A 25,171-nucleotide genomic window follows, 5' to 3' on the forward strand; every position below is an offset into this window, starting at 1 on the left:
AATGTTGAACCCATCTGTGATGCAAGACGATCGCCCCGCCCGTCTTCAGGGCTTCAGTGCAGAAACCGACCGCACGCGTCTGTCGAGAACGGCGCTCAAGGCCTATCGGCGACTGGCCGAGCAGTGGGGCCTGACAGGCCAGCAGGCAGCAGCCTTGCTCGGTGTCTCGATGAGCACCTGGGAAAGGCTGAAGCCTGAGACGGTTGAAAAGACACTGACCCAGGACCAGATGACCCGCATCTCGGCACTCACCGGCATCTACAAGGCGCTGCATCTGCTCTTTGCCGATCAGATGGCTGATCGCTGGCTGCAGCTGGAAAACACCGGTCCGCTCTTTGATCGGCTGACGCCGGTGGCCGCCATGATCGAGGGCGGCATTCCGCATATGCTGGAAGTGCGCCGCTATCTCGACGCGGTGCGGGGAGGTCTCTGAGTGCAGGTCGCCGGCATTCCGGTTGCCACGCTCGCCTTTCCGAAAACCGTCCGGCTCGTCTCGACGGCGCGGCTGCGTGAGGCGGTTCTGGCAAGCCTTGTCGACACATCCGATGAACTGGCGGAACTGGCCGAGATCGAAGCGGCAACGTCGAGCCGTCTGCAGGCGCAGGCCACCGGCATTTCCGGGCTCGCCGCCAACGAACTCGTCTACGACGTGCCGCATGCGCATTTCATCAATGCCTGCTTCGCCTACGCAAAGCCGCGTGAGCCGAACCGGTTCAACGGCGCCAATCGCGGTGCCTGGTATTCGGCACTGGTGGTCGAAACCTGCCTTGCGGAAATCAGCTTCCACATGACCAATTTTCTGAGCCATACCGGGGTATTCGAGGCGGTGGTCGAATATGCGGAAATGTTCTCAAGCGTCTCCGGTGATTTCGTCGATCTGCGCGCCGTGCCAGACCATCCGGCGCTCGATCCCGACAAGGCGCGTGGCTATCCGCTCGGCAATGCGCTGGCTGACGACACACGAAGGGCAGGGGCGAACGGCATCATCTACCCCTCCGTTCGGCATTCGGGCGGCACCTGTCTCGCCGTGCTCCGCCCTGCCGCTGTCCAGTCGGTCCGTCAGGGAGACGTCTACCGCCTCGTCTGGTCAGGCAAGCCGACACCTGTGATCGAAGGGCCCGTCAACGCGCCTGTCGTTTAAGAAAAGCCGTCAAGGCTGACTGTTACGTCTTACTGGAACAGCCGGAGCAGGATTTCCGGTTGGGAATTCGCAATCGAAAGCGATTGTGTTGCCAGTTGCTGCTGGGTCTGTAGCGCCTTGAGCCGCGCGGCCGTCTCTTCCATGTCGGCATCGACAAGCCGGCCCACACCATCGTCGACGGCGCTCTTCATCGTGGCAACGAATTCCGTTTGCATATCGATGCGCACCGAAAGCGCGCCGAGGCTTGCAGCCGCGTCGGCCATGGCGCCCAGCATCATGTCGATCACGCTGACCATCTCGTCAATCTCCTCGCCGGTGGTCGCGTCGGTCAGGGCAATCTCCGGGTGGATGGCGTGGTTTTTGCCGTTCAGAAGTACCCATTCGGTCGCCGTGCCCAGATCGCGGGCGAACTCGACATTGGTGAGAATGCCATTGTGGAAGCTTTCATCGATCAGATGATTGGTGCCCCACTGATTGGTCATGCCGTAGGAGATGGTCTTGAGAGATACGCCGCTGTCGACACGGTTGAAGGACGACACGACAAGTCTGTCGGCGTCGTCGGACGCATCCATCCGATGCAGCCAATTCTGGCCGGAGAAGCTGGAGGATTCCACCACCGCATAGATCTGCTCTTTCAGCTGGTCCAGCTCGGTGTTCACTTTCAGCTTGTCGACGCTGGTTTCTCTGGACGCAACCAGTTTTGCCTTGATCTGGTCGACGATGTCGATGACCGAGCTCATGCCGGCATAAGCGGTGTCGACGGCGGCGGCGCCAAGGCCAAGCGCGTCTTCCACGGCACCGAGTGCCTGCTGGTCGGATCTCAGCGTCGTGCTGATCGACCAGTAGGCAGCATTGTCGGACGCATCCCGAACTCTGAGGCCGGAAGATGTCTCCGCCTCGGATTTCAATATTTCGGTCGAAACAAGTCGCAAATTAGATAAGGCCGCAAATGCACTGCGGTTTGTCAGTATACTCGTCATACAGGTATCGAACGCACTTCTATGGTTACATTCGATACCTTCGTATAAGATGGTTAAAGAAGGGTGTTTTACCCTGCTAAATTTAAGGGATTTTTGCCTTCAAACGATCTCTGTCTGCGAGATCTTGATGCCAAAGCCTTCGAGGCCGACATAGTGGCGCTCGCGCGAGGACATCAGCTTGATCGAGGTGACGCCGAGATCTTTCAGGATCTGCGCACCCAGTCCGATTTCCAGCCATTCGCTTTCGCGCGCCTGGGCTTCCTGATGGCCTTCCCGGTCGTGTTTGCCAGTGCGCGCCGTGGTCGATGCACCGACGCCCACCGAGCCTTCGCGCAGATAGACGATGATGCCGCGGCCTTTTTCTGCGATCTTCTTCATGATGCCTTCGATCTGCCGGTTGTTGCCGAAGACGTCAGCGCCGACATGTTCGAGATGCAAGCGCACCGGAATGTCCTCGCCATCACGGATATCGCCGAACACCACGGCCAGATGCTGCATCGGATCCCAGGGCAGGGAATAGCTGTGGCCCTTGGCGGTCCCGTAAGGCGTCTGGATGTCGAAGCTCGAATGCAGCTGGATCAGCGTTTCCTTGCGCTGGCGATAGGCGATGAGATCGGCGACCGACACCTGCTTCAACCCATGCTGCTCGGCAAAGGAGGCGACCTGCGGCCCACGCATCACGGTGCCGTCGTCATTGACCAGTTCGGAGATCACCCCGATCAGCGGCAGCGATGCCAGTCGGCAGAGATCGACGGCCGCTTCCGTATGGCCGGAGCGCATCAGCACGCCGCCTTCGCGGGCCACCAGCGGGAAGATGTGTCCGGGACGAACGAAATCGGCCGCGCCGACATTCGGATTGGCGAGGTTGCGCACCGTCAGCGTCCGGTCGTCGGCCGAGATGCCGGTCGTTGTGCCATGCTTGAAGTCGACCGAAACGGTGAAGGCGGTTGTATGGGCACTGTCATTGTCGGCAACCATGGCCGAGAGGTTCAGCCGCTTGGCCTCTTCCTTCGGCATCGGCGCGCAGACGATGCCCGATGTGTGGCGCACGATAAAGGCCATCTTTTCCGGCGTGCAATGCACGGCTGCGACGATCAGGTCACCTTCGTTCTCGCGGCCGTCATCGTCCATGACGACGACGATCTCGCCCGCTTCGAAGGCACGGATGGCGTCCACGACGCGCTTCTGGTCATAGCTCATGCGTCAGGCCTCACTTCAGGCGGCCGGTCTGGCCGCGATCCCTCAGAATATGGTCGAGAATGGTGCAGGCGAGCATCGCCTCACCGACAGGCACGGCACGAATTCCGACGCAGGGGTCGTGACGACCCTTGGTGCGCACATCCACTTCCTGCCCGTCGGAATCGATTGAGCGGCGTTCGGTCAGGATCGACGAGGTCGGCTTGATGGCAAAACGGGCGACCAGCGGCTCGCCGGTCGCAATTCCGCCCAGCACGCCGCCGGCATGGTTGGACAGGAAAACCGGCTTGCCATCCGGGCCGATCCGCATTTCGTCGGCATTTTCCTCACCGGTGATTTCGGCCGCCCCAAAGCCATTGCCGATCTCCACGCCCTTGACGGCGTTGATCGACATCAGGCCGGCCGCGATCTCCTGATCGAGCTTGCCATAGACCGGAGCCCCGATCCCGGCCGGCACACCCTCGGCCACGACTTCGATGACGGCGCCGACGGATGAGCCTGCCTTGCGGATCTCGTCGAGATAGCGTTCCCAGACCGGAACGATCTCGGCATCCGGCGCGAAGAACGGGTTCTGGTCGACCTGCGCCCAGTCCCAGTTGTCGCGGTTGATCTTGTGTTTGCCGATCTGCACCAGTGCGCCGCGAATGGTGACATCAGGCATGGCCAATCGCGCCAGCGCACCGGCGGCCACGCGTGCCGCCGTCTCGCGGGCAGACGAGCGTCCGCCGCCGCGATAGTCGCGAATGCCGTATTTCAGGTCATAGGTGAAGTCGGCATGGCCCGGACGGAAACGCTTGGCGATCTCGCCATAGTCCTTCGACCGCTGATCCGTGTTCTCGATGAAGAGCGAAACGGGCGTGCCCGTCGTGATCATCGAGCCGTCATCCTGCGGCATCACGCCGGACAGCACCTTGACGATATCGTCCTCGCGCCGCTGGGTAACGAAACGCGACTGGCCAGGTTTGCGCTTGTCCATGAAGGCCTGCAGGTCCTCCTGGACGAAGCGAATGCCGGGAGGGCAGCCATCGACGACCGCGCCAAGCGCCGGACCATGGCTTTCGCCCCAGGTGGTGACGCGGAAGAGATGACCGAAACTGTTATGCGACATGAAGACGAACCACTACATTCTGGCTGGCGACACTCTGATGGCCAGCGCGGGCCTTGGATGCCGACACTCTTAAAGCAAATCGGCGAAACCTGTGAAGCGGTTTTGCGCAATCCCGGGCGATTGCCGGGCGGGCCAGGCGGCCCGCAACCGGCAGGAGCAAGATCTCAGGACGCCTTTTTCTGCGGCAGCTTGTCGACAAAGCGGGTGAAATCTTCAAATGACAGGGGCTTGGCGAAGGCAAAGCCCTGCAGATAGTCGCAGCCGATCTGCCGCAGCATGGTTGCATGTTCCTGCGTCTCGACGCCTTCTGCCACCGTCTCGACGCCCAGCGAGCGCGCGATTTCGACAATCGAGCGCACGAGGCTGCGCTCCTGCGGCTGGCTGGTGATTGGCATGACAAGCTGGCGATCGATCTTCAGGCGCTTGGGCTTGAGCTTTAGCAGGCTGACGATCGAGGTGTGGCCGGTGCCGAAGTCGTCGATCTCGATATCGATGCCCAGCGCCTTGATGCGCTCGATGTTCTCGGCCGACACGCTGTCGCCGTCGTCCAGAAAGATCGATTCCACCAGTTCGAAACAGATCGTGCCAGGCGTCAGGTTCAGCTTCTGCAACTGATCGACCAGGGTCACGTCATGCAGGCGGCGCGACGAGACATTGACCGAGATCCGTGGGATCGGCACGCCGAGCGCTGTCCAGCGCATCTGGTCCTTCAATGCCGTCTGCAGCACGATCTCGTCGATCCGCGCCATGACGTTCAGGTCTTCGGCGATCCTGAGGAAGTGGTTGGTGGCAACGATCCCCCGGTCCGGATGGCGCCAGCGCACCAGCGCCTCGGCACCGCAGAGCTGCATCGAATTGGCGTGGAACTGCGGCTGGTAGTGGACGATGAACTCGTCGCGTTCGATGCCCGCCAGAATGTCGTCCGCCATCCGCTTGCGGGCGACGATATTGGCTTGCAGGTCTGGCGTGAAGAATTCGAAGCCGTTACGGCCCTTTTCCTTGGCCTGATAGAGCGCAATGTCGGCATTGATCAGAAGCTTGCGCGGATCGGGCACGAAGCCGATAGACTGCGCAATACCGATCGAGACGCCGCAACGGCAGTCAAAACCCTCAAAGTCGATAGGCTGACGCATTTCCTCGAGAATGCGGGAGGACAGTTTGGACAGTTCTTCCGTCGTCGTCGCCTGTCGCGAGAGAATGACGAACTCATCGCCGCCGATGCGCGCCACAAGGTCTCCGCGCGGCACGATCTTGGTCAGAATGCGCGAGGCATGCACCAGCATCGTATCGCCCGCGGCATGGCCAAGCGTATCGTTGATTTCCTTGAACCGGTCGAGATCGAGGTGGAGGATGGCGAATTTCTGCCGCTCCCCTGGGGCGGCGCGGCCGATTGCGTCGAGCTCCATGTCCAGCTTGCGGCGATTGGCAAGCGAGGTGAGCGGATCATGCAGCGAATTGTATTCGATCCGGTTCTTGGCAAGCTCGAGCTCGATATTGCGCGTGTCCGTCTCGGCCTTGGCGGCGCGCAGCTGTTCGGCAAGCAGCACGTCGGCGGTCACGTCGAAGGCGATGCCGATCAGCTTCTTCTTGCCGTCGCGGTCGATATGGGCCTGGCCGACGGAGCGGATGAAACGCGTCTCATTGTTCGGCAGCACGACGCGCTGTGTCGTGTTCAACGGTTGGCCGAGATTGGCGGCGCGCTTGGCCGAGAGCACGACAAGGCTGCGGTCGTCTGCATGCAGGCTGGCCAGCCATTGATGCTCGGTCACCGGCTTGTCGGAATAGGGCATGCCGTAAAGCTGATGCATGCGCTCGTCCCACACGGCGGTCTTGGTGACCGGATCGCCCTCCCACGTGCCGCAATTATAGGAGCCGAGCGCGATGTCGAGGCGTTGTGAAAGCTCGACCAGCTGGTGTTCGCGTGCCGAGAGTTCCTCAAGCGCCAGTTCCAGCTCTGCATTCTTGATATCGCTGGTTTCCTTGGCCCTGCTCAGCGACTGGTTGAGCAGGGCATCATTGGTGATGTCGCAGACAATGCCGGTCAGCTGTCCGTCCTGCGAACGTGCGCCGACCGAGCGCAGGTGGCGGACGACGCCATCTTGTTGCATCACCCGGTAGCTCAGATCCCATGTGTCCTGGGAGCGGGCCACGACGCAATCGAAGAACAGCTTTTCGGCCAGCGGTAGGTCGTCGACGTGAATGGCGTTGTACCAGTCCTCAAGGCGATCGTGGCAGCCGCTGCCATCGGCGTGTCTCTCGTGCAGCTCGGCCGTGCGCGCGTCCCAGACCATGTGGCGGGTCGCCTCGTCGATCTCCCAGATGCCGGTATTCGACGTCTCCAGAGCAATTTGCAGGCGCTTGGAGAGATCCGCCAGGCGAGCCTCGCGAATGGCAAGCCGGACAAGATTCTGGTTGCGCTCGCGCAACAGATAGATCGCGCCAAAGGCGGCGATCATCATCGTCACAATACCTGCGAGCAGCAGCAGCCGGGCTGGCAGGCTTCGGAGTTCAGCCGCCTCCCAGGTGTCGCTCGGAACGCCGTAAAGGTCGAGTGCAGCGCCGGCAAGCGTAACGCGAATGCTGACCGGCTCTTCGGACAGAACCTTTGAATCGCCATAGAGGATCTTGCCGTCCTGAGCGATCACCAAATCGAGGTATCGGAACAGCGAGCCTTCTTCCTGCTGGCCGACATCCGAAACCCCGGCCGCCTGCAGGAAACCGACCTTATCGATCTCCGCTCTCAGGGATTGCCAGCGTGTTGCCGTCTGCCAGGGCATTGGGGGGATTGGAATGTCGATGGAGATCGATGTCGGATCGCTGGTCACCCTGGGCGTGAAGGCCATGCGGCTGTCGTCGTCCAGCGGACCGAATGTAATGGAACGCAGATGCGGATTGCGCTTCAGAACGCTTTCTAGCGTGCGGTTGAGCTCCCGCGGCGCCAGCATCGCGTCGTCTGCAATGTCGTCGGCAATCGAGCTGACGATGTCTATGTCCTGCACCAGTTGGGTATCGAGCGCTCTTTCTGCCAGCTGCAGAGCGTGGCGTACGGCCTGCTCCACCCGCAGTCTCTCCTGCAGCGCCGTGTTGCGGTCGATCAGGAAGCCGGCAGTCAGGATCAGTGCGCCCAGCGAGGCGCCGGCGATCAGCCAGAACGTGCTGCCGCCCAATTTGTATTCGGATCGAACCCGATCCTTCATTCCGTCACGCAAAGTGCTGCCACCCCATTCCTGATGAGGTCAGTTAAAACGCGACGGGTTAATTTAGCATTTCGTGGGTACAGTCATGGTCTTGCATGGTTACGAGGTCCTGAAGCCCGGGCTCGGATGCAGGCTCGGAGGTGAACAAAAACTGTTCACTGAAAATCGCCGGGCACGGCTTGATCCGCGCCTTGGTTTCGGACCAGAATTCCACAGATCTGGACATGGTGTCGGGCAAATTTTGCCACATTTGGGGAGCGTATTGTGACGCAATTGAATTCTATGATTTATTCGAAGGTGGTTCGCATGCGCCTCATGATTTCGGTCCTGCTTGCCACGGCAAGCCTGCTGTCCCCGCTCAGCGCATTTGCCGGCAGTGGCGACGTCGAAGGCACGATCCGCTCTGTCAATGTCGAGGGCATGACCCTGCAGCTGGACGACGGCAAAACTTATGACGTCCCGGCCGAATTCAATTTCGATGGTCTGGAATCCGGTCAGAAAGTCATCGTCTTCTACACGGAAGTCGATGGCAAGCGCGTCGTGGAAGATCTCGAGCTGATCCAGTAATCGGTCAGTTTTAGCGCCTGCTTTTGCAGATTGCGAGGCAGGTGGGCTTATGTCAGAGCCAGTCGATGCGACCCTCGTCGCGCTCGATCTTCAAAATACGATCCTGCGGGATATTGATGTCGCAGGCCTTATCCTTGCACATGCCCCCCACGAGGCGGAAGCAACAGCGGATCACGCCCCCATGGCTGACGCAGACCGTCGGCCGCTCCACCGAATTCATCCAGGCGCCGATCCTCCAGGAGAGGATCTCGTAGCTTTCGGCATCTTCGCCGGGCGGTATGAAATCCCATTTGTGCTGGGCGCGCTCCTCGACCCGCTCTGGCGTCTTAAGCGCCAGTTCGGGCAAGGTTGAGCCTTCCCAGTCGCCGAACGAGACCTCCTTCAGGCGGTCGTCGGTGCGGTAGTTCTGAGGCTCCAGCCCCATCGCACTGCGCAACCGCTCCATCGTGTCGCGCGTGCGTCCGAGAGGGGAGCTGACATAATCGAAATCCTCGGCTTGTGTGCCGAGGATCTGTGCGAGCTTCAGCCCGTTTCCATGGGCCTGACTGCGACCCTTGTCGTTCAGGCCAATATCCTTCTGGCCCTGCATGCGGCCTTCGGCGTTCCAGTCGGTCTGTCCATGGCGGATCATGTAGATGAGCATGGCGTCAGACCCCCGAACCTCAGTCTTTGGCAACCGAGATATCGGGTGCATCGACGGCCTTCATGCCGACCGTGTGATAACCACAGTCAACGTGATGCACTTCGCCGGAGACGCCCGAGGAGAGGTCGGAGAGCAGATACATGCCCGAATTGCCGACCTCGTCCGTGGTCACATTGCGCTTCAGCGGCGAATTCAATTCGTTCCACTTGAGGATATAGCGGAAGTCGCCGATGCCGGAGGCGGCAAGCGTCTTGATCGGGCCGGCCGAGATCGCGTTGACGCGGATGCCGCGGCCACCCATGTCGACGGCGAGATAGCGTACGGAGGCCTCAAGCGCCGCCTTTGCAACGCCCATGACATTGTAATGCGGCATCACCTTTTCCGCACCATAGTAGGTGAGCGTCAGCAGCGACCCGCCGTCATTCATGATCTTTTCGGCGCGCGCGGCAACAGCCGTGAACGAATAGACGGAAATGTCCATCGTCCGGGTAAAGTTCTGGTGGCTCGTCTCGATGTAGCGGCCGGTGAGCTCGTCCTTGTCGGAGAAAGCGATGGCATGCACGACGAAGTCGATCTTGCCCCAATGGGCTTCGAGATTGGAGAAGACCGCGTCGATGCTTTCGAGGCTGGTCACATCGCAGTCACCGGCCATGAAGGCGCCCAGTTCCTGCGCGAGCGGCTCGACACGCTTTTTCAGCGCGTCACCCTGCCAGGTGAAGGCGATCTCGGCACCCTGGTCGTGGCAGGCCTTGGCAATGCCCCATGCTATGGAGCGATTGTTTGCAACGCCCATGATGACGCCGCGCTTGCCTGCCATAAGGCCGGAAACTTGAGCCATGATGTGATCCCCTGATACTTTCGATGAAGTGCCTATGGCATAGGCCGTTCAAGCGTTCAAGATTGAAGAGGATCATCTCCTGTAAGGCCGCGTAACATTGCGTTTGCCGGTCGAAACGGGGTCACAATCGCCTCGTTCCTCCTAATTTACCAATGGCTTGCAAACCTTTCGGGCTTGCAGTCGCGCAGATATCTCGCCGAGAGGGAGGGCACTGGAGGACGGGGGAGGGGTGACGGTTCCGCCACCCGCTGCCCCACCACGCTCAGCCGGGCCTGTATTGGCGCATCGCGTTCAACCGACGTCGCCAGGCACCTGTCAGATGTAAAGGCCTTCGCGCATCAGCCGCATGAGATCGGTGACCTTCTCGTCCGGCTTTTCCCAGAGCATCACGCGCACTTCGACGACCAGCCCGCCACGCCCGCCTTCGCCGTTCGGCAGGCCAAGGTCTTCGATGCGGATGACCTGATCCGAATTCGACCAGGCCGGAACGGTGAGCGGAACCTTGCCTTCCGGTCCCTCGACCTCCGTTTCACACCCGAGGACCGCATTTTCCAGCGTGATCGGCAAGACGGTGCGAAGGTCGAAGCCGTCGACGACAAAGCGTTCGCTGCGGGCAACCCGCACCGTCACGGCAACATCGCCGCGATTCATGCCGGGCAGGCGAAGGCCCTGTTCGCGCAGGCGCACCACATGTCCATCGGTCACGCCTTTCAACGGCACGCGTACATCGCGTCCATCATTGAGGGTGAGCGGGACGGATTTCTGCTCAAGCAGATCGCCAATCGCGACGATCGCTTCGGCAAACACGTCAGGCGCTTTTTCCGGCACGGTATCCGGCACGCCGCGTAGGCGACGGACGAGTGACGTGAAGAGCTCGATCGGAGACAGAAGGGAAGGGATAGCCTGCCGGTTGGAGCCGTTGGCCGCCGCCGCATCCGCTGCCTCGCGTTCCCGTTTGATGCTGTCGGCCGCCGCCGCCGCCTCAGGACCCTCGCCGAAGATGCGCGAGACCATTTCTTCGGGGCTTTCCGCCTTGTCGGACGATTCCTTTTGTGCACCGCCTCCGGCCGTTTTCACGTCTTCGGCGGTCCGGGTTGTTTTCGCTCTGTCGGCCGCTGCGGCCTGCGGGCCAGCCTGCGAAGCGCTTGCCGTCTGGGCAGCAGCTTGGGCTGCCGCCTGTGCTGCCGATTGTGCGGCGCGCGAGGCATTGGCCGCGGCCTGGGCATTGCGGGCGTTTTGGGCGGCTTGGGCTGCTGCGGCGTCGGCTCTTGCCTTTTCTGCCTCCGCCTCGGCAAGCTCGGCCATCACGCGCTCCGCGTTCGCTTTCGCCTGCTGCGCCCGTTCAGCGGCGGCCCTTGCTGCCTCCCGCTGCTTCATGATCGTATTGTCGCGGTCCAGGGCATCGGGCTTCACGCGGCTCTGGTCGTAGCGCCGCCGCTTGGCCGGATCCTTGAGAATGTCATAGGCATGTCCGATTTCGGCAAAGCGGCTGTGCGCCAGCGGATCGTCTGGATTCTGGTCGGGATGGGCCGATTTCGCCTGTCTGCGCCAGGCAGCCTTGATCTCGTCCGCACCCGCATCTCGCTTTACGCCAAGAATGGAATAAAAATCGCGCATTGAACACCAAACCAACAAGGGCGGCGGAGGCTGGTGATCATGCCTCGCCCGCGAATACTCAATACCGTACCGCATAACATCGCGGCCGCGGGTTAACTGGCGAGGAGCGTCGCACGGAATTCGCTAATCGAAGGTTACACCCAGAGGGGGTGCAAGGCGGTGTTTCTTGAGACTTGCTTAAGCAATTCTTTCGAATGCGATCAAATTCGGCAGGATCGTCCCTGAATAGGGGAAAAACCGGTCAATCAGGACTGCTTGTCAAAGCTCATCAGTTCCCAGCTGCCGCCACCGGCGGTGCAGGTCTTGCCGGAGAAATAGGCAATGCCTTCATACGAGTGCCGGGTGGTCGAGAAGTTGCGGCAGATGAAGCCGTTGCCCTTTTCTTCCTGGATGGCCGTCACCACGCCAGCGCTGCCGGTCGAGGCATTGGCCCAGGGCAGGGGATGGTCCCCGGTCTTGCCAAGATCCGCGGATGAGACGGCACTTTGAACCGTCAGCTCGTCCGAACGGCTTAGCGGATTGCTTTTGCGATTGACGGTATTGGTCGAGATCGAGCTGTCCACCTTGTCTGACCCGAACAGATCCATGCTGCCGCCAAAGCAGCCGCTGAGCGGAAGTGTCGCGGCAAGAGAGAGGATCAACGTGGATTTCCGCATGCACCTACCCATTGTACGCACGAACGACTTTGCTATGTCTTTCAAGGGGCCATCCATCTGGTGCTTCGCCACGCATGGCCAATATGCAGATCGGGAGCAATTGAGACAATATGTCAGAACTCGGGTTAACAAGTGGTGACTTTACCGAGGAGAACGAACCCTTCGCACTCTTCGCATCCTGGCTGAACGACGCGCAGGCATCCGAGATCAACGATCCCAATGCCGTTGCATTGGCCACCGTGGACGCGGATGGACTGCCGAATGTGCGTATGGTCTTGCTCAAGGGATATGATGCCCGCGGCTTCGTTTTCTACACGAATTTCGAAAGCCAGAAAGGACAGGAACTTCGAGGCCAGAAAAAGGCAGCAATGTGTTTTCATTGGAAAAGCCTTCGCCGCCAAGTGCGGTTAAGGGGCGAAGTTGAGGTCGTTTCCGACGAAGAAGCGGATGAATATTTCAACTCCCGGCCACTTGGCAGCCGCATTGGCGCCTGGGCATCAAAGCAATCGCGGCCACTTGAAGGCCGCTTTGCGCTCGAAAAAGCCGTGGCCGAATACACGGCAAAATATGCGCTCGGTACGGTGCCTCGGCCTGAACACTGGTCTGGTTTCCGCATCATCCCGCGCTCGATCGAGTTCTGGCACGACCGCAAATTCCGTTTGCATGACCGCGTCGAATTCCGTCGTGAGGGGGATGGCTGGGAGAAGGTGAGAATGTATCCGTGACGCCTGTCACTGCACGATCAGTGACGGAGATCACGGTACAGTCGTGTCAGCCTGCGGCAAGTCGCGAGGGAATGCCGGAGGCGAGCGCCCGGACATAGCGGCTCTGCTGATAAAAGCCGTTGAGCGAGATCCGTGGCACGAGATGCCGCCGGTCGAGGTCGGCCGGGGATAGCGTGCCGGCCCGCGTCGTGACGGAGAGCTCGAAGCCTGCCCATTCCGCATAGGCAGCGGTTCTCTCGGTCGCGCTGCGCTCGTCACCATAGGGATAGGCAAAGACGTTCGGCCGCTTCCCGGTCAGGGCGGCGACATAGTCGGCGCTCTGGTTGAACTCGGCAAGCAGGGTGTTGTCGTCAAGCGCCGCCAGCCCGCGATGGCTGACGGTGTGTGCCCCGAGCGTGACCAGCGGGTGGCGGGCAATCTGGCGCAGCTCCTCTGAATCCATGATGCTCTCTGCAACGATCGCATGCGGATCGATACCGGCATTGTAGGCCGCCATGTTCAAACGGCCGATGCCGGTGGCTTCGTCTCCCTCGAAGACGAGCCGCGACAATGCGGCTATTGCGGCGCGCTTTTCCGTATAGGTCTGGCAGGGGAGGCGTCTCGATCCATCGCCTGTCTCGATCGTTACAGGCTCCCCGCTTTCCAGCATCGCCGCTGCCGTTTCCCACCACATGGTGTGGCTGCGCTCAGAAAAGCCCTTGCAGACGAAGATCGTGAACGGAACGCCGTGGCGCTGGAAGACAGGTGCTGCATAAACGGCATTGTCGCGAAACCCGTCATCCAGCGTGAAAGCGGCAAATGGAGAGGTGGGCGCACTCGGAGCCGACAATTCGTCCTTGACCGCCTCAACCGGAATGAAGCGATAACCCTCGGCCTTCAAGGCGAGAATGGCAGCGTCGAGAAACTCGGGCGTGATTTCCAGATGCCGGTTCGGGGCGAAGGCTGCGGGTTGGAACGGCCGCACATGATGCAACGTGAAGATGACGCCGCGACCGCGCAGGCCCGGCAGGGCTCCGAGCCGAGACAGGAAAAACGAGAATTCGAGCCCGCCAACAATGGCGGCTCGTCTCAGTCCGGTCTTCAATCCCGCTGCCATAAGCCTCGTACCCTGCATGATTGCTGACGGGCAACCTAACGGGGAAGGTCTTAAGCGATACTCAATGGCGAGTGCCAAGTCTTGATCCTTGCTCGGTTCGCGGTCGGGCTTCATCGCCGGCGTGCTTATCGGGGAAAATTACCCCGCAGAGGCGCCGCAGAGGTCGCCACGTCACTCCAATCATCTGGCGGATCGGGTGCCTTCTGCGTGCGAGGACGTCACGCGCTGCCATGTCGAGGTCGGGGAAGCTGTCGGGAATGATGTCGCGGGTGAGGTCTGGCTCGAACAAGGTCTGTCTCCGAAAAATACGGTGGTGGTCGGAGAAAGCACACTGCAAGCTCAAGTTCGGTTGAGGTAAAGGGCGAAAAGACGATTTTCTTCACGCCACACGGGCAAAAGACCGTGGGCGACGTCGAAAATCGCTCTTGCAGTGCACAAAGGGCAGATCTCGGGTGGCGGCGTTAATCCTTTGCTAACCATGGCTGCGTCAGCCTTTGTGGACAAAATGTCATGAACCATGTCGGTCGGCCGATTGTCGCCCCATTCTTGACCTAAGCGCATTCCCGACGTGGACATGAGGCCGAGAATCGGCTGGTCCTCGCCCCTGCCGACATGAAGAGAATTCTGGAGTCGTAATGAGCAAGTTTCTGGTCGTACTGTCGTTTTGCGTGACGATCCTGTCTCTTTCGACTTCCGCCCACGCCGGCAGCGCCCAGCTTCTCCTCGATGCCCGCACCGGTGAAGTCCTCGCCTCCGAAAATCCCGACGAACTCAATCACCCCGCCTCGCTCACCAAGATGATGACCGTCTACATGGTTCTCGATGCGATCAAGGCGGGTACACTGAGCTGGGACAGCCCGGTTCCTTTTTCGAAATACGCCTCGTCCCGTCCGCCGACCAAGCTTCGCGTCAAGGAAGGCGACAGCATCACGGTCAAGGAAGCGGTGCTGGCCATGATCGTGCTCTCGGCCAATGACGTGGCAACGGCTGTCGGCGAGAAGCTCGGCGGAAACGAGCGCAACTTCGCCAACATGATGACCCGCAAGGCGCGTGCGCTCGGCATGACGAACACCACATTCTACAATGCATCGGGCCTGCCGCATGATGACCAGTTCACCACCGCGCGTGACATGTCGACCCTCGGCGTTTCGCTGATCCGGGACTTCCCCAAGGACTACGATCTCTTTTCCACCAAGAGCTTCGCCTTTCGCGGCCGCACCATCAACGGCCACAACAATCTCATGTACCGCTACAAGGGCATGGACGGGATCAAGACAGGCTACACCAATGCGTCCGGTTACAACCTTGTCAGCGCTGTCGAGGACAAGGGCCGCCGCGTGATCGGCGTCGTCATGGGCGGTCGTTCGGCTGCAAGCCGCGACAGGCTGATGGAAAAGATGATCGACGCCAACCTTGCCAAGGCAACCGCTGGCGAGGAGCTGATCGCCAGCCGCAACACCAATGTGCAGGTCGATCTGGCGCGCCTCGGCGGCGATACGCCGGCCCCCGAGAGCGGCAATGCCCTGTCCGCCCTGCAGCAGCTTGCTGGCATCACTGGCAGTGTTCAGCCAAACGTGGCGGCCGCCTATGCGCCGACGGAAGCGCCTGCTGAAACCGTTGAGGCTGAGGCACCAGTCGCCCCCAAGCCGCAGCCGCAGATCGCCGCGATGAACAAGTGGCAGGTCCAGATCGCCGCCTCCGACAGCGCACAGGGCGCCATGAAAATCCTCTCTGAAGCCCGCGCCAAGATTGGCGCACCGCTCGAAAACCTCGACACCTATACCGAGATGCGCGAGCTCAACGGTGTGCCTGTCTACCGCGCCCGCTTTACCGGCTTTGAAACCAAGGACAAGGCCCGCGCCGTCTGCGCCCACCTGATCCGCCAGCGTTACGACTGCGTCCTGATGCCCGCACGGGGCTGAGGGAGAACGCCCGGCCGTAGAGGTCGGGCCGCTGCACAAGGTGAGGACGGGAGCCTAGCGCCTGCCGAGATCCTCAAAACACCGCAGCAGGTAGCCATCGGGATCGGCGACGAGGAACTGCCGATTGCCGACTTCATGGTCATCCCGCCGATACCATTTCTCTTCGAGCGGCAAGCAAAGATCGATCTTGGCCGTTTCCAGGCGTGAGAGGATGGCCCCGACATCGGGGACCCGGATCTGCAGGTTGAGGCCACGGCCCAAGGGGCGCTCCAGTGGTGCGCCTTCAATCTCGAATGTGCGCCCAATCCCGATCTGGTCGATCATCAGCTGTGCATCGCCCAGCGTCAGAAAGCTGAAGCCTTCTTCGGGACGCTCATAGGCGACCTCGAATCCAACAAGATCGCAATAGAAGGCGCGGCTCGTCCGCCAGTCGCTGACCGCGAGTTCGGGGACGAGCGCGTTTGACCTCAAGCCTTGGTGCCGCCCACGGTAATCTGGTCCATCCGCAAATGCGGCTGACCGACGCCGACGGGCACCCACTGGCCGGCCTTGCCGCAATTGCCAATCCCGGTATCGAGCTTGGAGTCATTGCCGATCATCGAGATGCGCTTCATCGCGTCAGGGCCATTGCCGATCAGCATGGCCCCCTTCACGGGCGCGCCGATCCTGCCGTTTTCGATGAGGTAAGCCTCGGTGCAGCCGAAAACGAACTTGCCGGAGGTGATGTCCACCTGACCGCCGCCGAAGGAAACGGCATAAATGCCCTTTTTGACGGACGCGATGATCTCTTCCGGCGTCTTGTCGCCCGAGAGCATGTAGGTATTGGTCATGCGCGGCATGGGCTGATGCGCATAGCCCTGACGACGGCCGTTGCCGGTCGGCTTCATGCCCATCAGACGGGCATTCTGCCGGTCCTGCATATAGCCGACGAGCCGGCCGTTTTCGATCAGCACATTGTAAGCCGAAGGCGTACCTTCGTCGTCGACGGTGATCGAGCCGCGCCGATTGTCGATCGTACCGTCATCCACAACGGTGACGCCGGGTGCTGCCACAATCTCGCCCATCAGGCCTGCAAAGGCGGAGGTCTTCTTGCGGTTGAAGTCGCCTTCCAGCCCGTGGCCGACGGCTTCGTGCAGCATGACGCCCGGCCAGCCATTGCCAAGCACGATATCCATGGTGCCAGCAGGCGCTTCCTGCGCCTCGAGATTGACCAGCGCCTGGCGCAGTGCCTCGTCCGCTCCGCGCTGCCAGCTTTCCGTCGTGAGGAAATCGTCAAACCCCTGGCGGCCGCCAATGCCAAAGGAACCGCTTTCCTGGCGGTCGCCTTCACCGGTGACGACGGAGACATTGATCCGGGTCATCGGTCGGATGTCGCGCACCCGGTGTCCGTCGGCGCGCAGGATCTCGACGACCTGCCAGCTGGCGGCGATCGAGGCGGTCACCTGGCGCACCTTCGCATCCTTGTCGCGCAGATAGGCGTCGATTTCGGCGAGCAGCTTCACCTTCTCTTCGAAGCTCGGAGAGCCGATCGGGTTGCCGTCGCCGTAGAGTTTTGCGTTGGTCCGCTGCGGTGCAGCCGCATAGGAGCCGGAATGGCCATGCGTGACGGCACCGACTGCATCGGCCGCGCGGGAGAGGGCGGAGAGCGAAAGCTCACCGGCATGGGCATAACCGACCGCTTCACCGGCCACCGCACGCAAGCCGAAACCCTGGTCGGTGTTGAAGGATCCGCCCTTCAGCCGGCCATTGTCGAAGGTAAGCGATTCCGCCTGGGCGTGCTCGATATAAAGTTCGCCGTCGTCTGCTCCTTTCAGCGCATCCGCGACACGCTTCGTCAGCGTCGCTTCATCGCAATCGAAGAGGGAGAGAAGGTCCTGGGTCATGCTGATCTCCTTGGGCGTTGCCAACGCATGTAGGCTTCCAACGAAAAAGGGGCAAGTCCGATGGACCTGCCCCTGTTGATCTGTCGCTTCACGATGCGGCGAGTATCGATGAGTCCTGGCCGCCTCACGGCAGTTTGTCGTAGCCTTCGGCAAAGCCTGCGAGCTCGATCGGAATGCCGACGCGGTCCTGGTCGGCCGATTCGCGCAGCGCAAAGACCGCAGCCTTGCCGGCGCGCAGGATCTTCATCAACTCGTCGTCGATCTCGACCTCAACATAACAGCCCTCGGAGAAGCAGCGGGTGAAATAGGCCCGGCCGATATTGTTGCCGTCGACGAACAGTTCCATGCCATCCTTCAAAAGCACGCCGAGCGGCGCGAGGATACGCAGGATGCGGGCCTTCCGGTCGGCGGTCTTCAGCACGACGACAGAGAGGCCGACTTCCGGCCGGTCGTCGGCGATGACGTTCTGCATCAGCGCGCACTGCTCGGTCGATGCCCCGGCCGGCTGGTCGCAGATGACGGACCATGCCCCATGGTTGGAGCGGACGGAGCCCGGCTGCTGTGGTGTTTGCTGCGCCTGTGCGGCCACGGACAGCCCACCGATCAGGACGGCACCTGCGGTCAGGGTGGTCCAGGCAAGTCGTGGAAGACCCATGTATACCTCTGGAAAACGAATCATCCCGCGCATTCTTGGCGTCGGGGTAGGGAATTGGGAAGCCCCGGGCCTGTATTAAGAGTGACTACGGCATAATTGGGACTGGATTTCCAACGCAAGGCCGCGATCCGGCACGGCTGCTGTCATCTGGGCGCTGAAAACCACAGCGGTTCCCACAGGCATTTGATCAAGCGCAAAAATGCCGCACCAGCTTTCGTTCGGGCGTATTGCGAATGCGGCCAATCTATGATTTGAAACGGCGACACTAGCATGATTTATGCGCTATGGTTTGATGTGGATCAAGCGCTTGTGGGAGACCAACCGTGATGAAGAGAACCTATGCAGCCCTGGCCGCGCTGGCCTGTCTGCTTTTCGCTTCTGTCAGCTTCGCCGATCAGCCGAAGCCGTGGCAGATGGGTTTGCAGGAAGCCGCAACTCCGGTCATGGAGATGAACCGTTGGTTTGAGCAGTACACGCTCTGGTTCATCGTTCCGATCACCATTTTCGTCCTGATTCTGTTGATTCTTGTCGTTGTGAAGTTCCGCGCCAGCGCCAATCCGGTGCCATCGAAGACCAGCCACAACACGGCGATCGAGATCGCATGGACGGTTATCCCGGTCCTTATGCTGTTTGCCATCGCCATTCCGTCCTTCAACCTGCTGACCTACCAGCTGAAGCTGCCGGAAAATCCTGATCTGACGATCAAGGCAACGGCAACCCAGTGGCTCTGGTCTTATGAATATGAGGGCGAGCAGGCCGTGTCCTTCGACAGCTACATGCTGAAGGATGCCGACCGTGCAGCCGCTGGCAAGGAAGATGTCGCCCGTTATCCGCGCCTGCTGGCCGTCGATAACGAAGTGGTCGTGCCGGTTGGCAAGAATGTCCGCATGCTGGTTACCGCCGCTCCGACCGACGTCATCCACGCCTTCGCCATGCCGGCCTTCGGTGTCAAGATCGATGCGATCCCGGGTCGTCTGAACGAAACGTGGTTCCGCGCAGACCGTGAAGGTCTCTACTACGGACAGTGTTCGGAGTTGTGCGGCAAGGACCATGCGTTCATGCCGATCGCCATCCGCGTTGTCTCGGAAGCGCAGTACACTGCCTGGGTCCAGGCGGCGACGTCTGACCTTCCTGGCGCCAACCGCGCTCTGATGGCTGCTGTCGACGGCGCACCTGCGACCGTCCAGACGGCCGAAAACATCACGAACTGAGAGGAGTGAGGACAATGGCTGGTTCTGTTGCCCACGACGACCATGCGCACGACGCGCATCACGATCATAAGCCTGGTTTCTTTGCGCGCTGGTTCCTGTCGACCAACCACAAGGATATCGGCACGCTTTACCTGATCTTCGCGATCATCGCCGGTATCATCGGTGCTGCTCTGTCGGTCGCCATGCGCGCCGAACTGCAGGATCCGGGCATCCAGATCTTCCACGGTCTGGCCCAGATGGTTTACGGCTTTGAAGGCGATGCTGCCATCGATGGCGGCAAGCACATGTACAACGTGTTCACCACGGCGCACGCGCTCGTCATGATCTTCTTCATGGTCATGCCCGCGCTGATCGGCGGTTTTGCCAACTGGATGATCCCGATCATGATCGGCGCTCCGGACATGGCTTTCCCGCGCCTCAACAACATCTCCTTCTGGCTGATCGTCCCGGCCTTCCTGCTTCTGATCCTCTCGATGTTCGTCGAAGGTCCGGCAGGGGCTTACGGTGTCGGTGGTGGCTGGACGCTCTATCCGCCGCTCGCAACCTCGGGCCAGCCTGGTCCGGCGGTTGACCTTGCGATCTTTGCGCTCCACGTTTCCGGTGCGTCCTCGATCCTGGGTGCGATCAACTTCATCACCACGATCCTGAACATGCGCGCGCCTGGCATGACGCTGCACAAGATGCCGCTCTTCGCCTGGGCCGTTCTGGTCACTGCCTTCCTGCTTCTGCTGTCGCTCCCGGTTCTCGCCGGCGGCATCACCATGCTGCTCACCGACCGCAACTTCGGCACTACCTTCTTCTCGCCTGAAGGCGGTGGTGACCCGGTTCTCTACCAGCACCTGTTCTGGTTCTTCGGTCACCCGGAAGTCTACATCCTGATCCTGCCCGGCTTCGGCATCGTCAGCCACATCGTGTCGACCTTCTCCAAGAAGCCGGTCTTCGGCTACCTCGGCATGGCCTATGCCATGGTCGGCATCGGCGCCGTCGGCTTCGTCGTCTGGGCTCACCACATGTACACGGTTGGCCTGTCGCTTTCGGCCCAGCGTTACTTCCTCTTCGCAACCATGGTCATCGCGGTGCCGACCGGCATCAAGATCTTCTCCTGGATCGCGACGATGTGGGGTGGTTCGCTGACCTTCAAGACCCCAATGGTCTGGGCGATCGGCTTCATCTTCCTGTTCACCGTCGGTGGCGTGACGGGCGTACAGCTCGCCAATGCCGGCCTCGACCGCTCGCTGCATGACACCTATTACGTCGTGGCCCACTTCCACTACGTTCTGTCGCTCGGCGCCGTCTTCGCGATCTTCGCCGGTTGGTACTACTGGTTCCCGAAGATCACCGGTTACATGTACTCGGAATTCGTCGGCAAGCTGCACTTCTGGGTCATGTTCATCGGCGTCAACCTGGTGTTCTTCCCGCAGCACTTCCTCGGCCTCGCCGGCATGCCGCGCCGTTACATCGACTATCCGGATGCCTATGCCGGCTGGAACTATGTCTCGTCGATCGGTTCCTACATCTCGGCCTTCGCGGTTCTCGTCTTCCTCTTCGGCGTCTTCGAAGCCTTCGCCAAGAAGCGCGTCGCTGGCGACAACCCCTGGGGTGAAGGTGCAACCACGCTGGAATGGCAGCTGTCTTCGCCGCCGCCGTACCACCAGTGGGAACAGCTGCCGAAGATCAAGTGATCTGAGGCCAGACCACCAAGCTATGCGGGCACCGCGGTCCTTGTGATCGCGGTGCCCGAAAGACCAAACGGAAGACGGAAAACAACAGCATGACGGTCATTGATAATCGCGACGTTTTCGGCATCGAGGGCGATGTGCGCCTGTCCGAAGCCGGCCCGCGCGATTTCTTCGCGCTCCTGAAGCCGCGCGTCATGTCGCTCGTCGTCTTCACCGCCTTTGCCGGTCTCATCTTGGCTCCAGGCACAATCAACCCGTTTCTCGGCGCGATTGCCATTCTTTGCATCGCCGTCGGCGCTGGCGCATCCGGTGCGCTGAACATGTGGTATGACGCCGATATCGATGCAATCATGACCCGCACGGCAACCCGCCCTGTGCCCGCCGGCCGTATCACGCCCACCGAGGCGCTTGCCTTCGGTCTCATCCTGTCGGTCTTTTCCGTTGTCATTCTCGGCCTTGCAGTCAACTGGTTTGCCGCAGGCCTGCTCGCATTCACGATCTTCTTCTACGCCGTCGTCTACACGATGTGGCTGAAGCGCTCGACCCCGCAGAACATCGTCATCGGCGGTGCGGCCGGCGCTTTCCCGCCCATGGTTGGCTGGGCCTGCGTGACGGGTGGCGTGTCGCTCGACAGCGTCATTCTCTTCATGATCATCTTCCTCTGGACGCCGGCGCATTTCTGGGCGCTGGCTCTGTTCAAGATGAAGGATTACGGCTCGGTCGGTGTGCCGATGATGCCGAATGTTGCGGGTATTCCGTCGACCAAACGCCAGATTGCCGTCTATGCCGTCCTGACCGCCGTGACCGGCGTTCTGCCGACGTTCACAGGTCTGGCCTCGATCGGTTATGGCGTTGTCGCGGGCCTGCTCGGCGCGGTCTTTGTCCACTGTTCCATCGCCGTCTGGCGCATGGCCGACGGCGACGAGAAGATGGTGCCGGCCAAGAAGCTGTTTGCCTATTCGATCTTCTATCTCTTCGCGATCTTCTCGGCCTTGATGGTCGACTTTTACCTCGCGCCGTTCATCGGCCCGATCGGAGGTGCTGCATGATGGATACTGTGCAACTGACCGACAAGCAGCGTAAGTCGCGCCGTGGTCGCAACATCGCGCTCGGTGTCGTGCTCGCCGCTCTTGTCGTCATTTTCTACGTCGTGACGATCATCAAGATCGGCAGTGTCGGCTGAGAAGGAGACCGGATCGTGATCCAATCAAAGGACAGTGACCGCAGCGCAAGCCGCCGAAATATCGGCGTTGCAGCTGCCTGCGTCTTTTTTGTCGGCGGCATGGTCGGCATGAGCTATGCTGCCGTGCCGCTCTATCGTCTGTTCTGCCAGGTCACCGGTTATGGCGGCACCACGCAGCGCGTCGAGCAGATGTCCGATGTGGTTCTCGATCGGACGATCAACGTCACCTTTGACGCAAACGTGTCTTCCGGGCTGAACTGGGACTTCAAGGCGATCGACAAGGACGTAACGCCAAAGATTGGCGAAACAGTCCAGATCCGCTACGAGGCGAAGAACAATTCCTCCGTGCCGGTTACGGGCGAGGCGATTTTCAACGTCACGCCGGGCGAAGCCGGGGCCTATTTCAACAAGGTCCAGTGCTTCTGCTTCACCAAGACCACGTTGCAGCCGGGCGAAACGCTGGAAATGCCGGTTGTTTTCTTCGTCGACCCTGCGATCGTCGATGCGGATGAAACCAAGGACATCGGGACGATCACCCTGTCCTATACATTCTATCCCCGCGAGGACGAAGCCCCGGTGGCAGCCCTTGCGGTCGAGAAAGACAAAGTACAGCCGAAACTGTGAGAGGGTTCCGGTTCGCCGGAACTCGTAATGAAATTGACATTCGGGGATTGCTGAAATGGCCGAAGCGCACCAGAAAAACCACGACTACCACATCATCGATCCAAGCCCGTGGCCGCTTCTGGCCTCGATCGGCGCCTTCGTGCTCACCTTCGGCGGCGTGGGTTACATGCGATACCTGAATGGCGGCTCGTTCAAGCTGTTCGGTCTTGAAATGGCTCATCCGTGGCTGTTCTTCATCGGCCTCGCAATCGTGCTCTTCACCATGTTCGCCTGGTGGGCCGATACGATCAAGGAAGCCCATCAGGGTCACCACACCCGCGTCGTATCGCTGCATCTGCGCTACGGCATGATCATGTTCATCGCCTCTGAAGTGATGTTCTTCGTCGCCTGGTTCTGGGCCTTCTTCGACGCCAGCCTGTTTGCCAATGAGGCGATCCAGGCAAGCCGTGTCGAGTTCACCGGCGGTCAGTGGCCCCCGGTTGGCATCGAGGTCGTGGACCCCTGGCACCTGCCGATCTACAACACCGTCATCCTGCTGCTGTCGGGCACCTGTGTCACCTGGGCGCACCACGCCATGCTGCACAATGACCGCAAGGGTCTGGTTTCCGGCCTCGTGCTGACGGTGCTGCTCGGGATCCTGTTCTCATTCGTCCAGGCTTACGAGTACATGCACTCGCCGTTCGACTTCAAGAATTCGATCTACGGCGCGACCTTCTTCATGGCGACCGGCTTCCACGGCTTCCACGTTCTGGTCGGCACGATCTTCCTGATCGTCTGCCTGTTCCGGGCGCTTGCCGGCCACTTCACCCCGCAGCAGCATTTCGGCTTCGAAGCTGCCGCCTGGTACTGGCACTTCGTTGACGTCGTCTGGCTGTTTCTCTTCTTCGCCATCTACATCTGGGGCGATTGGGGTGCACCGCTTCACGCCGGCTGATCGGCGGACGAACAAGATCCTGAAGGGCGGCGAAAGCCGCCCTTTTTCGTCGCAGCCTGCGACGATCCGACCCTAGGACCAAGCGGCGCTTTGCTCTAAGGCTTCGCCACACTCTCCATGTATGAGGATCCATCAGACATGACCGAAGACAGCGCACAATTTCCGCCCACCGATCCGGTGAAGACCGCGCTTTCGGCATCCTGCCCACGATGCGGCCATGGCAAGCTTTTTGACGGGCTGACCAAGCCTAAAGCGCGTTGCGCATCCTGCGGCTTCGATTTCTCCTGGATCGACGCCGGCGACGGACCGGCGATCTTTGTCATTCTCCTTGCCGACCTGCTCGTCGTCGGTTTCGCCCTCTGGGTGGAGCTCAACTATCAACCCTCCGTCTGGCTCCACATTCTCGTCTTCGCACCGCTGGGCGTGGGCTTTACCCTGTGGTTGATGCGCTTTCTGAAGGCGCTGTTGATTGCGCTCCAGTACAAGCACAATGCCTCTCAAGGGGTGATCGACCGTGATCGGTGATGGCATGAGAAAACCGACGCGGCGCAGCCGTGGCTGGCGCTTCTGGGCAGCCCTTGTCTTCGTGCCGGTGGCGCTGGTCATTCTTCTGTCGCTCGGCACATGGCAGGTCAACCGTCTCTACTGGAAGGAAAGCCTTCTGGCGCAGATCGAAGAGCGGCGTTCGGCACCGCCCGCCGCACTCGCGGAGATCGAGAGCCTTCTCGCCACCGGCGCCGATGTGGATTACCGGCACGCGACAGCTGAAGGTGTATTCCTGAACGACAAGGAGCGGCACTTCCTTGCGACGTTCCAGGGACAGTCTGGCTTTTACATCTACACGCCGCTTCAACTCGCCGATGGCCGCTACCTCTTCGTCAACCGGGGCTTTGTCCCCTATGACCGCAAGACACCGGAAACGCGCCCCGGCAGCCAGCCGGAGGGTCCCCAGACGATTGTCGGCCTTGCGCGTGCGCGACTGGCTGAAAAGCCGTCGTCTCTGGTGCCTGACAATGACGAGAAGGCGAATATCTTCTACTGGAAGGATCTGGATCGCATGGCGGCATCTGTCGGTCTGGCGCCGGATCGTGTGCTTCCTTTCTTCCTGGACGCCGATTCAACGCCGAATGCTGCAGGAATGCCGGTCGGCGGCGTCACCCAAATCGACTTGCCGAACAGTCACCTGCAATATGCAATCACCTGGTATGGCCTTGCCTTTGCGCTCGTCGCCGTTTCGCTGGCGGGACTTTTTCGCCGCAAATCGCAATAGTGGAGACGGGGATAATCGGCTAAACACCCACGGACAGCATTCACA

Annotated in this window: 25 protein-coding genes; 13 read left to right on the plus strand and 12 right to left on the minus strand. The window is 60.6% G+C overall.

The window, feature by feature from the left end; genetic code table 11:
- Position 1 precedes the first annotated feature (1 nt).
- Together IP76_RS02485 and IP76_RS02490 are read left to right on the plus strand one after the other, a co-directional pair.
- Complete coding sequence (locus IP76_RS02485) at positions 2–433, plus strand: antitoxin Xre-like helix-turn-helix domain-containing protein (RefSeq protein WP_054156603.1); 432 nt, start codon at positions 2–4, stop codon at positions 431–433.
- A complete protein-coding gene (locus IP76_RS02490) occupies positions 434–1,141 on the plus strand; it encodes an RES family NAD+ phosphorylase (RefSeq protein WP_054156604.1) in 708 nt (235 codons plus the stop codon).
- A gap of 29 nt (positions 1,142–1,170) precedes the next feature.
- On the opposite strand, the gene IP76_RS02495 is transcribed toward IP76_RS02490, so the two are convergent.
- The 4 genes from IP76_RS02495 to IP76_RS02510 all read right to left on the minus strand — a co-directional run bounded on the left by IP76_RS02495 (position 1,171) and on the right by IP76_RS02510 (position 7,623).
- Positions 1,171–2,121 (minus strand): flagellin, encoded by a 951-nt coding sequence (locus tag IP76_RS02495; protein ID WP_054156605.1) that lies wholly within the window; start codon positions 2,119–2,121, stop codon positions 1,171–1,173.
- Positions 2,122–2,220: 99 nt separating this feature from the next.
- Positions 2,221–3,321 carry a 3,4-dihydroxy-2-butanone-4-phosphate synthase gene (gene ribB, locus IP76_RS02500; protein ID WP_054156606.1) on the minus strand — a complete coding sequence of 367 codons (1,101 nt, stop codon included), beginning with the start codon at positions 3,319–3,321 and terminating at the stop codon, positions 2,221–2,223.
- 10 nt (positions 3,322–3,331) lie between these two features.
- The gene (gene aroC / locus IP76_RS02505) at positions 3,332–4,426 is read right to left on the minus strand and encodes a chorismate synthase (protein WP_054156607.1); all 1,095 of its coding nucleotides are present in this window, start codon (positions 4,424–4,426) and stop codon (positions 3,332–3,334) included.
- A gap of 164 nt (positions 4,427–4,590) precedes the next feature.
- On the minus strand, positions 4,591–7,623 hold the full coding sequence (locus IP76_RS02510; protein WP_054156608.1) for a GGDEF and EAL domain-containing protein: 3,033 nt from the start codon (positions 7,621–7,623) through the stop codon (positions 4,591–4,593).
- A gap of 306 nt (positions 7,624–7,929) precedes the next feature.
- Here IP76_RS02510 and IP76_RS02515 point away from each other — a divergent pair, with 306 nt between their 5' ends.
- The gene (locus tag IP76_RS02515; RefSeq protein ID WP_054156799.1) at positions 7,930–8,190 is read left to right on the plus strand and encodes a DUF1344 domain-containing protein; all 261 of its coding nucleotides are present in this window, start codon (positions 7,930–7,932) and stop codon (positions 8,188–8,190) included.
- Positions 8,191–8,242: 52 nt separating this feature from the next.
- On the opposite strand, the gene IP76_RS02520 is transcribed toward IP76_RS02515, so the two are convergent.
- The 4 genes from IP76_RS02520 to IP76_RS02535 all read right to left on the minus strand — a co-directional run bounded on the left by IP76_RS02520 (position 8,243) and on the right by IP76_RS02535 (position 11,944).
- Positions 8,243–8,833 (minus strand): histidine phosphatase family protein, encoded by a 591-nt coding sequence (locus IP76_RS02520; RefSeq protein ID WP_054156609.1) that lies wholly within the window; start codon positions 8,831–8,833, stop codon positions 8,243–8,245.
- Between the two features lie 19 nt (positions 8,834–8,852).
- A complete protein-coding gene (fabI, locus tag IP76_RS02525) occupies positions 8,853–9,671 on the minus strand; it encodes an enoyl-ACP reductase FabI (protein ID WP_054156610.1) in 819 nt (272 codons plus the stop codon).
- A gap of 315 nt (positions 9,672–9,986) precedes the next feature.
- Positions 9,987–11,288: a DnaJ domain-containing protein gene (locus IP76_RS02530; protein ID WP_054156611.1), complete on the minus strand. Its 1,302-nt coding sequence runs from the start codon at positions 11,286–11,288 to the stop codon at positions 9,987–9,989.
- A 245-nt stretch (positions 11,289–11,533) separates the two neighbouring features.
- Positions 11,534–11,944, minus strand: a complete 411-nt coding sequence (locus IP76_RS02535) for an RT0821/Lpp0805 family surface protein (RefSeq protein WP_156318450.1) — start codon at positions 11,942–11,944, stop codon at positions 11,534–11,536.
- A gap of 110 nt (positions 11,945–12,054) precedes the next feature.
- On the opposite strand from IP76_RS02535, the gene pdxH reads away from it, so the two are divergent.
- Positions 12,055–12,669, plus strand: a complete 615-nt coding sequence (gene pdxH, locus IP76_RS02540) for a pyridoxamine 5'-phosphate oxidase (protein WP_054156612.1) — start codon at positions 12,055–12,057, stop codon at positions 12,667–12,669.
- A gap of 46 nt (positions 12,670–12,715) precedes the next feature.
- Here pdxH and IP76_RS02545 read toward each other — a convergent pair whose 3' ends face one another.
- Complete coding sequence (locus IP76_RS02545; protein WP_197278296.1) at positions 12,716–13,765, minus strand: polysaccharide deacetylase family protein; 1,050 nt, start codon at positions 13,763–13,765, stop codon at positions 12,716–12,718.
- Between the two features lie 635 nt (positions 13,766–14,400).
- Here IP76_RS02545 and IP76_RS02550 point away from each other — a divergent pair.
- Positions 14,401–15,687 carry a D-alanyl-D-alanine carboxypeptidase family protein gene (locus IP76_RS02550; protein ID WP_054156613.1) on the plus strand — a complete coding sequence of 429 codons (1,287 nt, stop codon included), beginning with the start codon at positions 14,401–14,403 and terminating at the stop codon, positions 15,685–15,687.
- A gap of 54 nt (positions 15,688–15,741) precedes the next feature.
- On the opposite strand, the gene IP76_RS02555 is transcribed toward IP76_RS02550, so the two are convergent.
- The 3 genes from IP76_RS02555 to IP76_RS02565 form a co-directional block, all read right to left on the minus strand.
- The gene (locus IP76_RS02555) at positions 15,742–16,158 is read right to left on the minus strand and encodes a VOC family protein (RefSeq protein ID WP_054156614.1); all 417 of its coding nucleotides are present in this window, start codon (positions 16,156–16,158) and stop codon (positions 15,742–15,744) included.
- The gene (gene tldD / locus IP76_RS02560; protein WP_054156802.1) at positions 16,155–17,570 is read right to left on the minus strand and encodes a metalloprotease TldD; all 1,416 of its coding nucleotides are present in this window, start codon (positions 17,568–17,570) and stop codon (positions 16,155–16,157) included. The genes IP76_RS02555 and tldD overlap by 4 nt, the downstream gene beginning before the upstream one ends.
- Before the next feature lie 124 nt (positions 17,571–17,694).
- A complete protein-coding gene (locus tag IP76_RS02565; protein ID WP_054156615.1) occupies positions 17,695–18,225 on the minus strand; it encodes an invasion associated locus B family protein in 531 nt (176 codons plus the stop codon).
- A gap of 326 nt (positions 18,226–18,551) precedes the next feature.
- On the opposite strand from IP76_RS02565, the gene coxB reads away from it, so the two are divergent.
- From coxB to IP76_RS02605, 8 genes are all read left to right on the plus strand, one after another.
- Positions 18,552–19,436: a cytochrome c oxidase subunit II gene (coxB, locus tag IP76_RS02570; RefSeq protein WP_054156616.1), complete on the plus strand. Its 885-nt coding sequence runs from the start codon at positions 18,552–18,554 to the stop codon at positions 19,434–19,436.
- Between the two features lie 14 nt (positions 19,437–19,450).
- Positions 19,451–21,118 (plus strand): cytochrome c oxidase subunit I, encoded by a 1,668-nt coding sequence (gene ctaD / locus IP76_RS02575; RefSeq protein ID WP_054156617.1) that lies wholly within the window; start codon positions 19,451–19,453, stop codon positions 21,116–21,118.
- A gap of 89 nt (positions 21,119–21,207) precedes the next feature.
- The gene (locus IP76_RS02580; RefSeq protein WP_054156618.1) at positions 21,208–22,164 is read left to right on the plus strand and encodes a heme o synthase; all 957 of its coding nucleotides are present in this window, start codon (positions 21,208–21,210) and stop codon (positions 22,162–22,164) included.
- Complete coding sequence (locus IP76_RS23040; protein WP_197278302.1) at positions 22,161–22,298, plus strand: hypothetical protein; 138 nt, start codon at positions 22,161–22,163, stop codon at positions 22,296–22,298. The genes IP76_RS02580 and IP76_RS23040 overlap by 4 nt, the downstream gene beginning before the upstream one ends.
- 18 nt (positions 22,299–22,316) lie before the next feature.
- Positions 22,317–22,922, plus strand: coding sequence for a cytochrome c oxidase assembly protein (locus tag IP76_RS02590; RefSeq protein ID WP_054156804.1), 606 nt, complete (start codon positions 22,317–22,319; stop codon positions 22,920–22,922).
- Positions 22,923–22,977: 55 nt separating this feature from the next.
- Positions 22,978–23,856: a cytochrome c oxidase subunit 3 gene (locus tag IP76_RS02595; protein ID WP_054156619.1), complete on the plus strand. Its 879-nt coding sequence runs from the start codon at positions 22,978–22,980 to the stop codon at positions 23,854–23,856.
- 138 nt (positions 23,857–23,994) lie between these two features.
- On the plus strand, positions 23,995–24,381 hold the full coding sequence (locus IP76_RS02600) for a DUF983 domain-containing protein (RefSeq protein WP_054156620.1): 387 nt from the start codon (positions 23,995–23,997) through the stop codon (positions 24,379–24,381).
- 4 nt (positions 24,382–24,385) lie between these two features.
- Positions 24,386–25,126 (plus strand): SURF1 family protein, encoded by a 741-nt coding sequence (locus IP76_RS02605; protein ID WP_054156805.1) that lies wholly within the window; start codon positions 24,386–24,388, stop codon positions 25,124–25,126.
- The last annotated feature ends 45 nt before the right edge of the window (positions 25,127–25,171 follow it).

It is taken from the genome of Rhizobium sp. AAP43 (genome assembly GCF_001296045.1).
Taxonomy (GTDB): domain Bacteria; phylum Pseudomonadota; class Alphaproteobacteria; order Rhizobiales; family Rhizobiaceae; genus Allorhizobium.

What these genes read in the sequence shown, in the direction of transcription:
- IP76_RS02485 (WP_054156603.1), top strand. Translation starts at nt 2, where the DNA reads ATGTTGAACCCATCTGTGATGCAAGACGATCGCCCCGCCCGTCTTCAG.
- IP76_RS02495 (WP_054156605.1), bottom strand. Translation starts at nt 2,121, where the DNA reads ATGACGAGTATACTGACAAACCGCAGTGCATTTGCGGCCTTATCTAAT.
- ribB (WP_054156606.1), bottom strand. Translation starts at nt 3,321, where the DNA reads ATGAGCTATGACCAGAAGCGCGTCGTGGACGCCATCCGTGCCTTCGAA.
- aroC (WP_054156607.1), bottom strand. Translation starts at nt 4,426, where the DNA reads ATGTCGCATAACAGTTTCGGTCATCTCTTCCGCGTCACCACCTGGGGC.
- IP76_RS02510 (WP_054156608.1), bottom strand. Translation starts at nt 7,623, where the DNA reads ATGAAGGATCGGGTTCGATCCGAATACAAATTGGGCGGCAGCACGTTC.
- IP76_RS02515 (WP_054156799.1), top strand. Translation starts at nt 7,930, where the DNA reads ATGCGCCTCATGATTTCGGTCCTGCTTGCCACGGCAAGCCTGCTGTCC.
- IP76_RS02520 (WP_054156609.1), bottom strand. Translation starts at nt 8,833, where the DNA reads ATGCTCATCTACATGATCCGCCATGGACAGACCGACTGGAACGCCGAA.
- fabI (WP_054156610.1), bottom strand. Translation starts at nt 9,671, where the DNA reads ATGGCTCAAGTTTCCGGCCTTATGGCAGGCAAGCGCGGCGTCATCATG.
- IP76_RS02530 (WP_054156611.1), bottom strand. Translation starts at nt 11,288, where the DNA reads ATGCGCGATTTTTATTCCATTCTTGGCGTAAAGCGAGATGCGGGTGCG.
- IP76_RS02535 (WP_156318450.1), bottom strand. Translation starts at nt 11,944, where the DNA reads ATGCGGAAATCCACGTTGATCCTCTCTCTTGCCGCGACACTTCCGCTC.
- pdxH (WP_054156612.1), top strand. Translation starts at nt 12,055, where the DNA reads ATGTCAGAACTCGGGTTAACAAGTGGTGACTTTACCGAGGAGAACGAA.
- IP76_RS02545 (WP_197278296.1), bottom strand. Translation starts at nt 13,765, where the DNA reads ATGGCAGCGGGATTGAAGACCGGACTGAGACGAGCCGCCATTGTTGGC.
- IP76_RS02550 (WP_054156613.1), top strand. Translation starts at nt 14,401, where the DNA reads ATGAGCAAGTTTCTGGTCGTACTGTCGTTTTGCGTGACGATCCTGTCT.
- tldD (WP_054156802.1), bottom strand. Translation starts at nt 17,570, where the DNA reads ATGACCCAGGACCTTCTCTCCCTCTTCGATTGCGATGAAGCGACGCTG.
- IP76_RS02565 (WP_054156615.1), bottom strand. Translation starts at nt 18,225, where the DNA reads ATGGGTCTTCCACGACTTGCCTGGACCACCCTGACCGCAGGTGCCGTC.
- coxB (WP_054156616.1), top strand. Translation starts at nt 18,552, where the DNA reads ATGAAGAGAACCTATGCAGCCCTGGCCGCGCTGGCCTGTCTGCTTTTC.
- ctaD (WP_054156617.1), top strand. Translation starts at nt 19,451, where the DNA reads ATGGCTGGTTCTGTTGCCCACGACGACCATGCGCACGACGCGCATCAC.
- IP76_RS02580 (WP_054156618.1), top strand. Translation starts at nt 21,208, where the DNA reads ATGACGGTCATTGATAATCGCGACGTTTTCGGCATCGAGGGCGATGTG.
- IP76_RS23040 (WP_197278302.1), top strand. Translation starts at nt 22,161, where the DNA reads ATGATGGATACTGTGCAACTGACCGACAAGCAGCGTAAGTCGCGCCGT.
- IP76_RS02595 (WP_054156619.1), top strand. Translation starts at nt 22,978, where the DNA reads ATGGCCGAAGCGCACCAGAAAAACCACGACTACCACATCATCGATCCA.
- IP76_RS02600 (WP_054156620.1), top strand. Translation starts at nt 23,995, where the DNA reads ATGACCGAAGACAGCGCACAATTTCCGCCCACCGATCCGGTGAAGACC.
- IP76_RS02605 (WP_054156805.1), top strand. Translation starts at nt 24,386, where the DNA reads ATGAGAAAACCGACGCGGCGCAGCCGTGGCTGGCGCTTCTGGGCAGCC.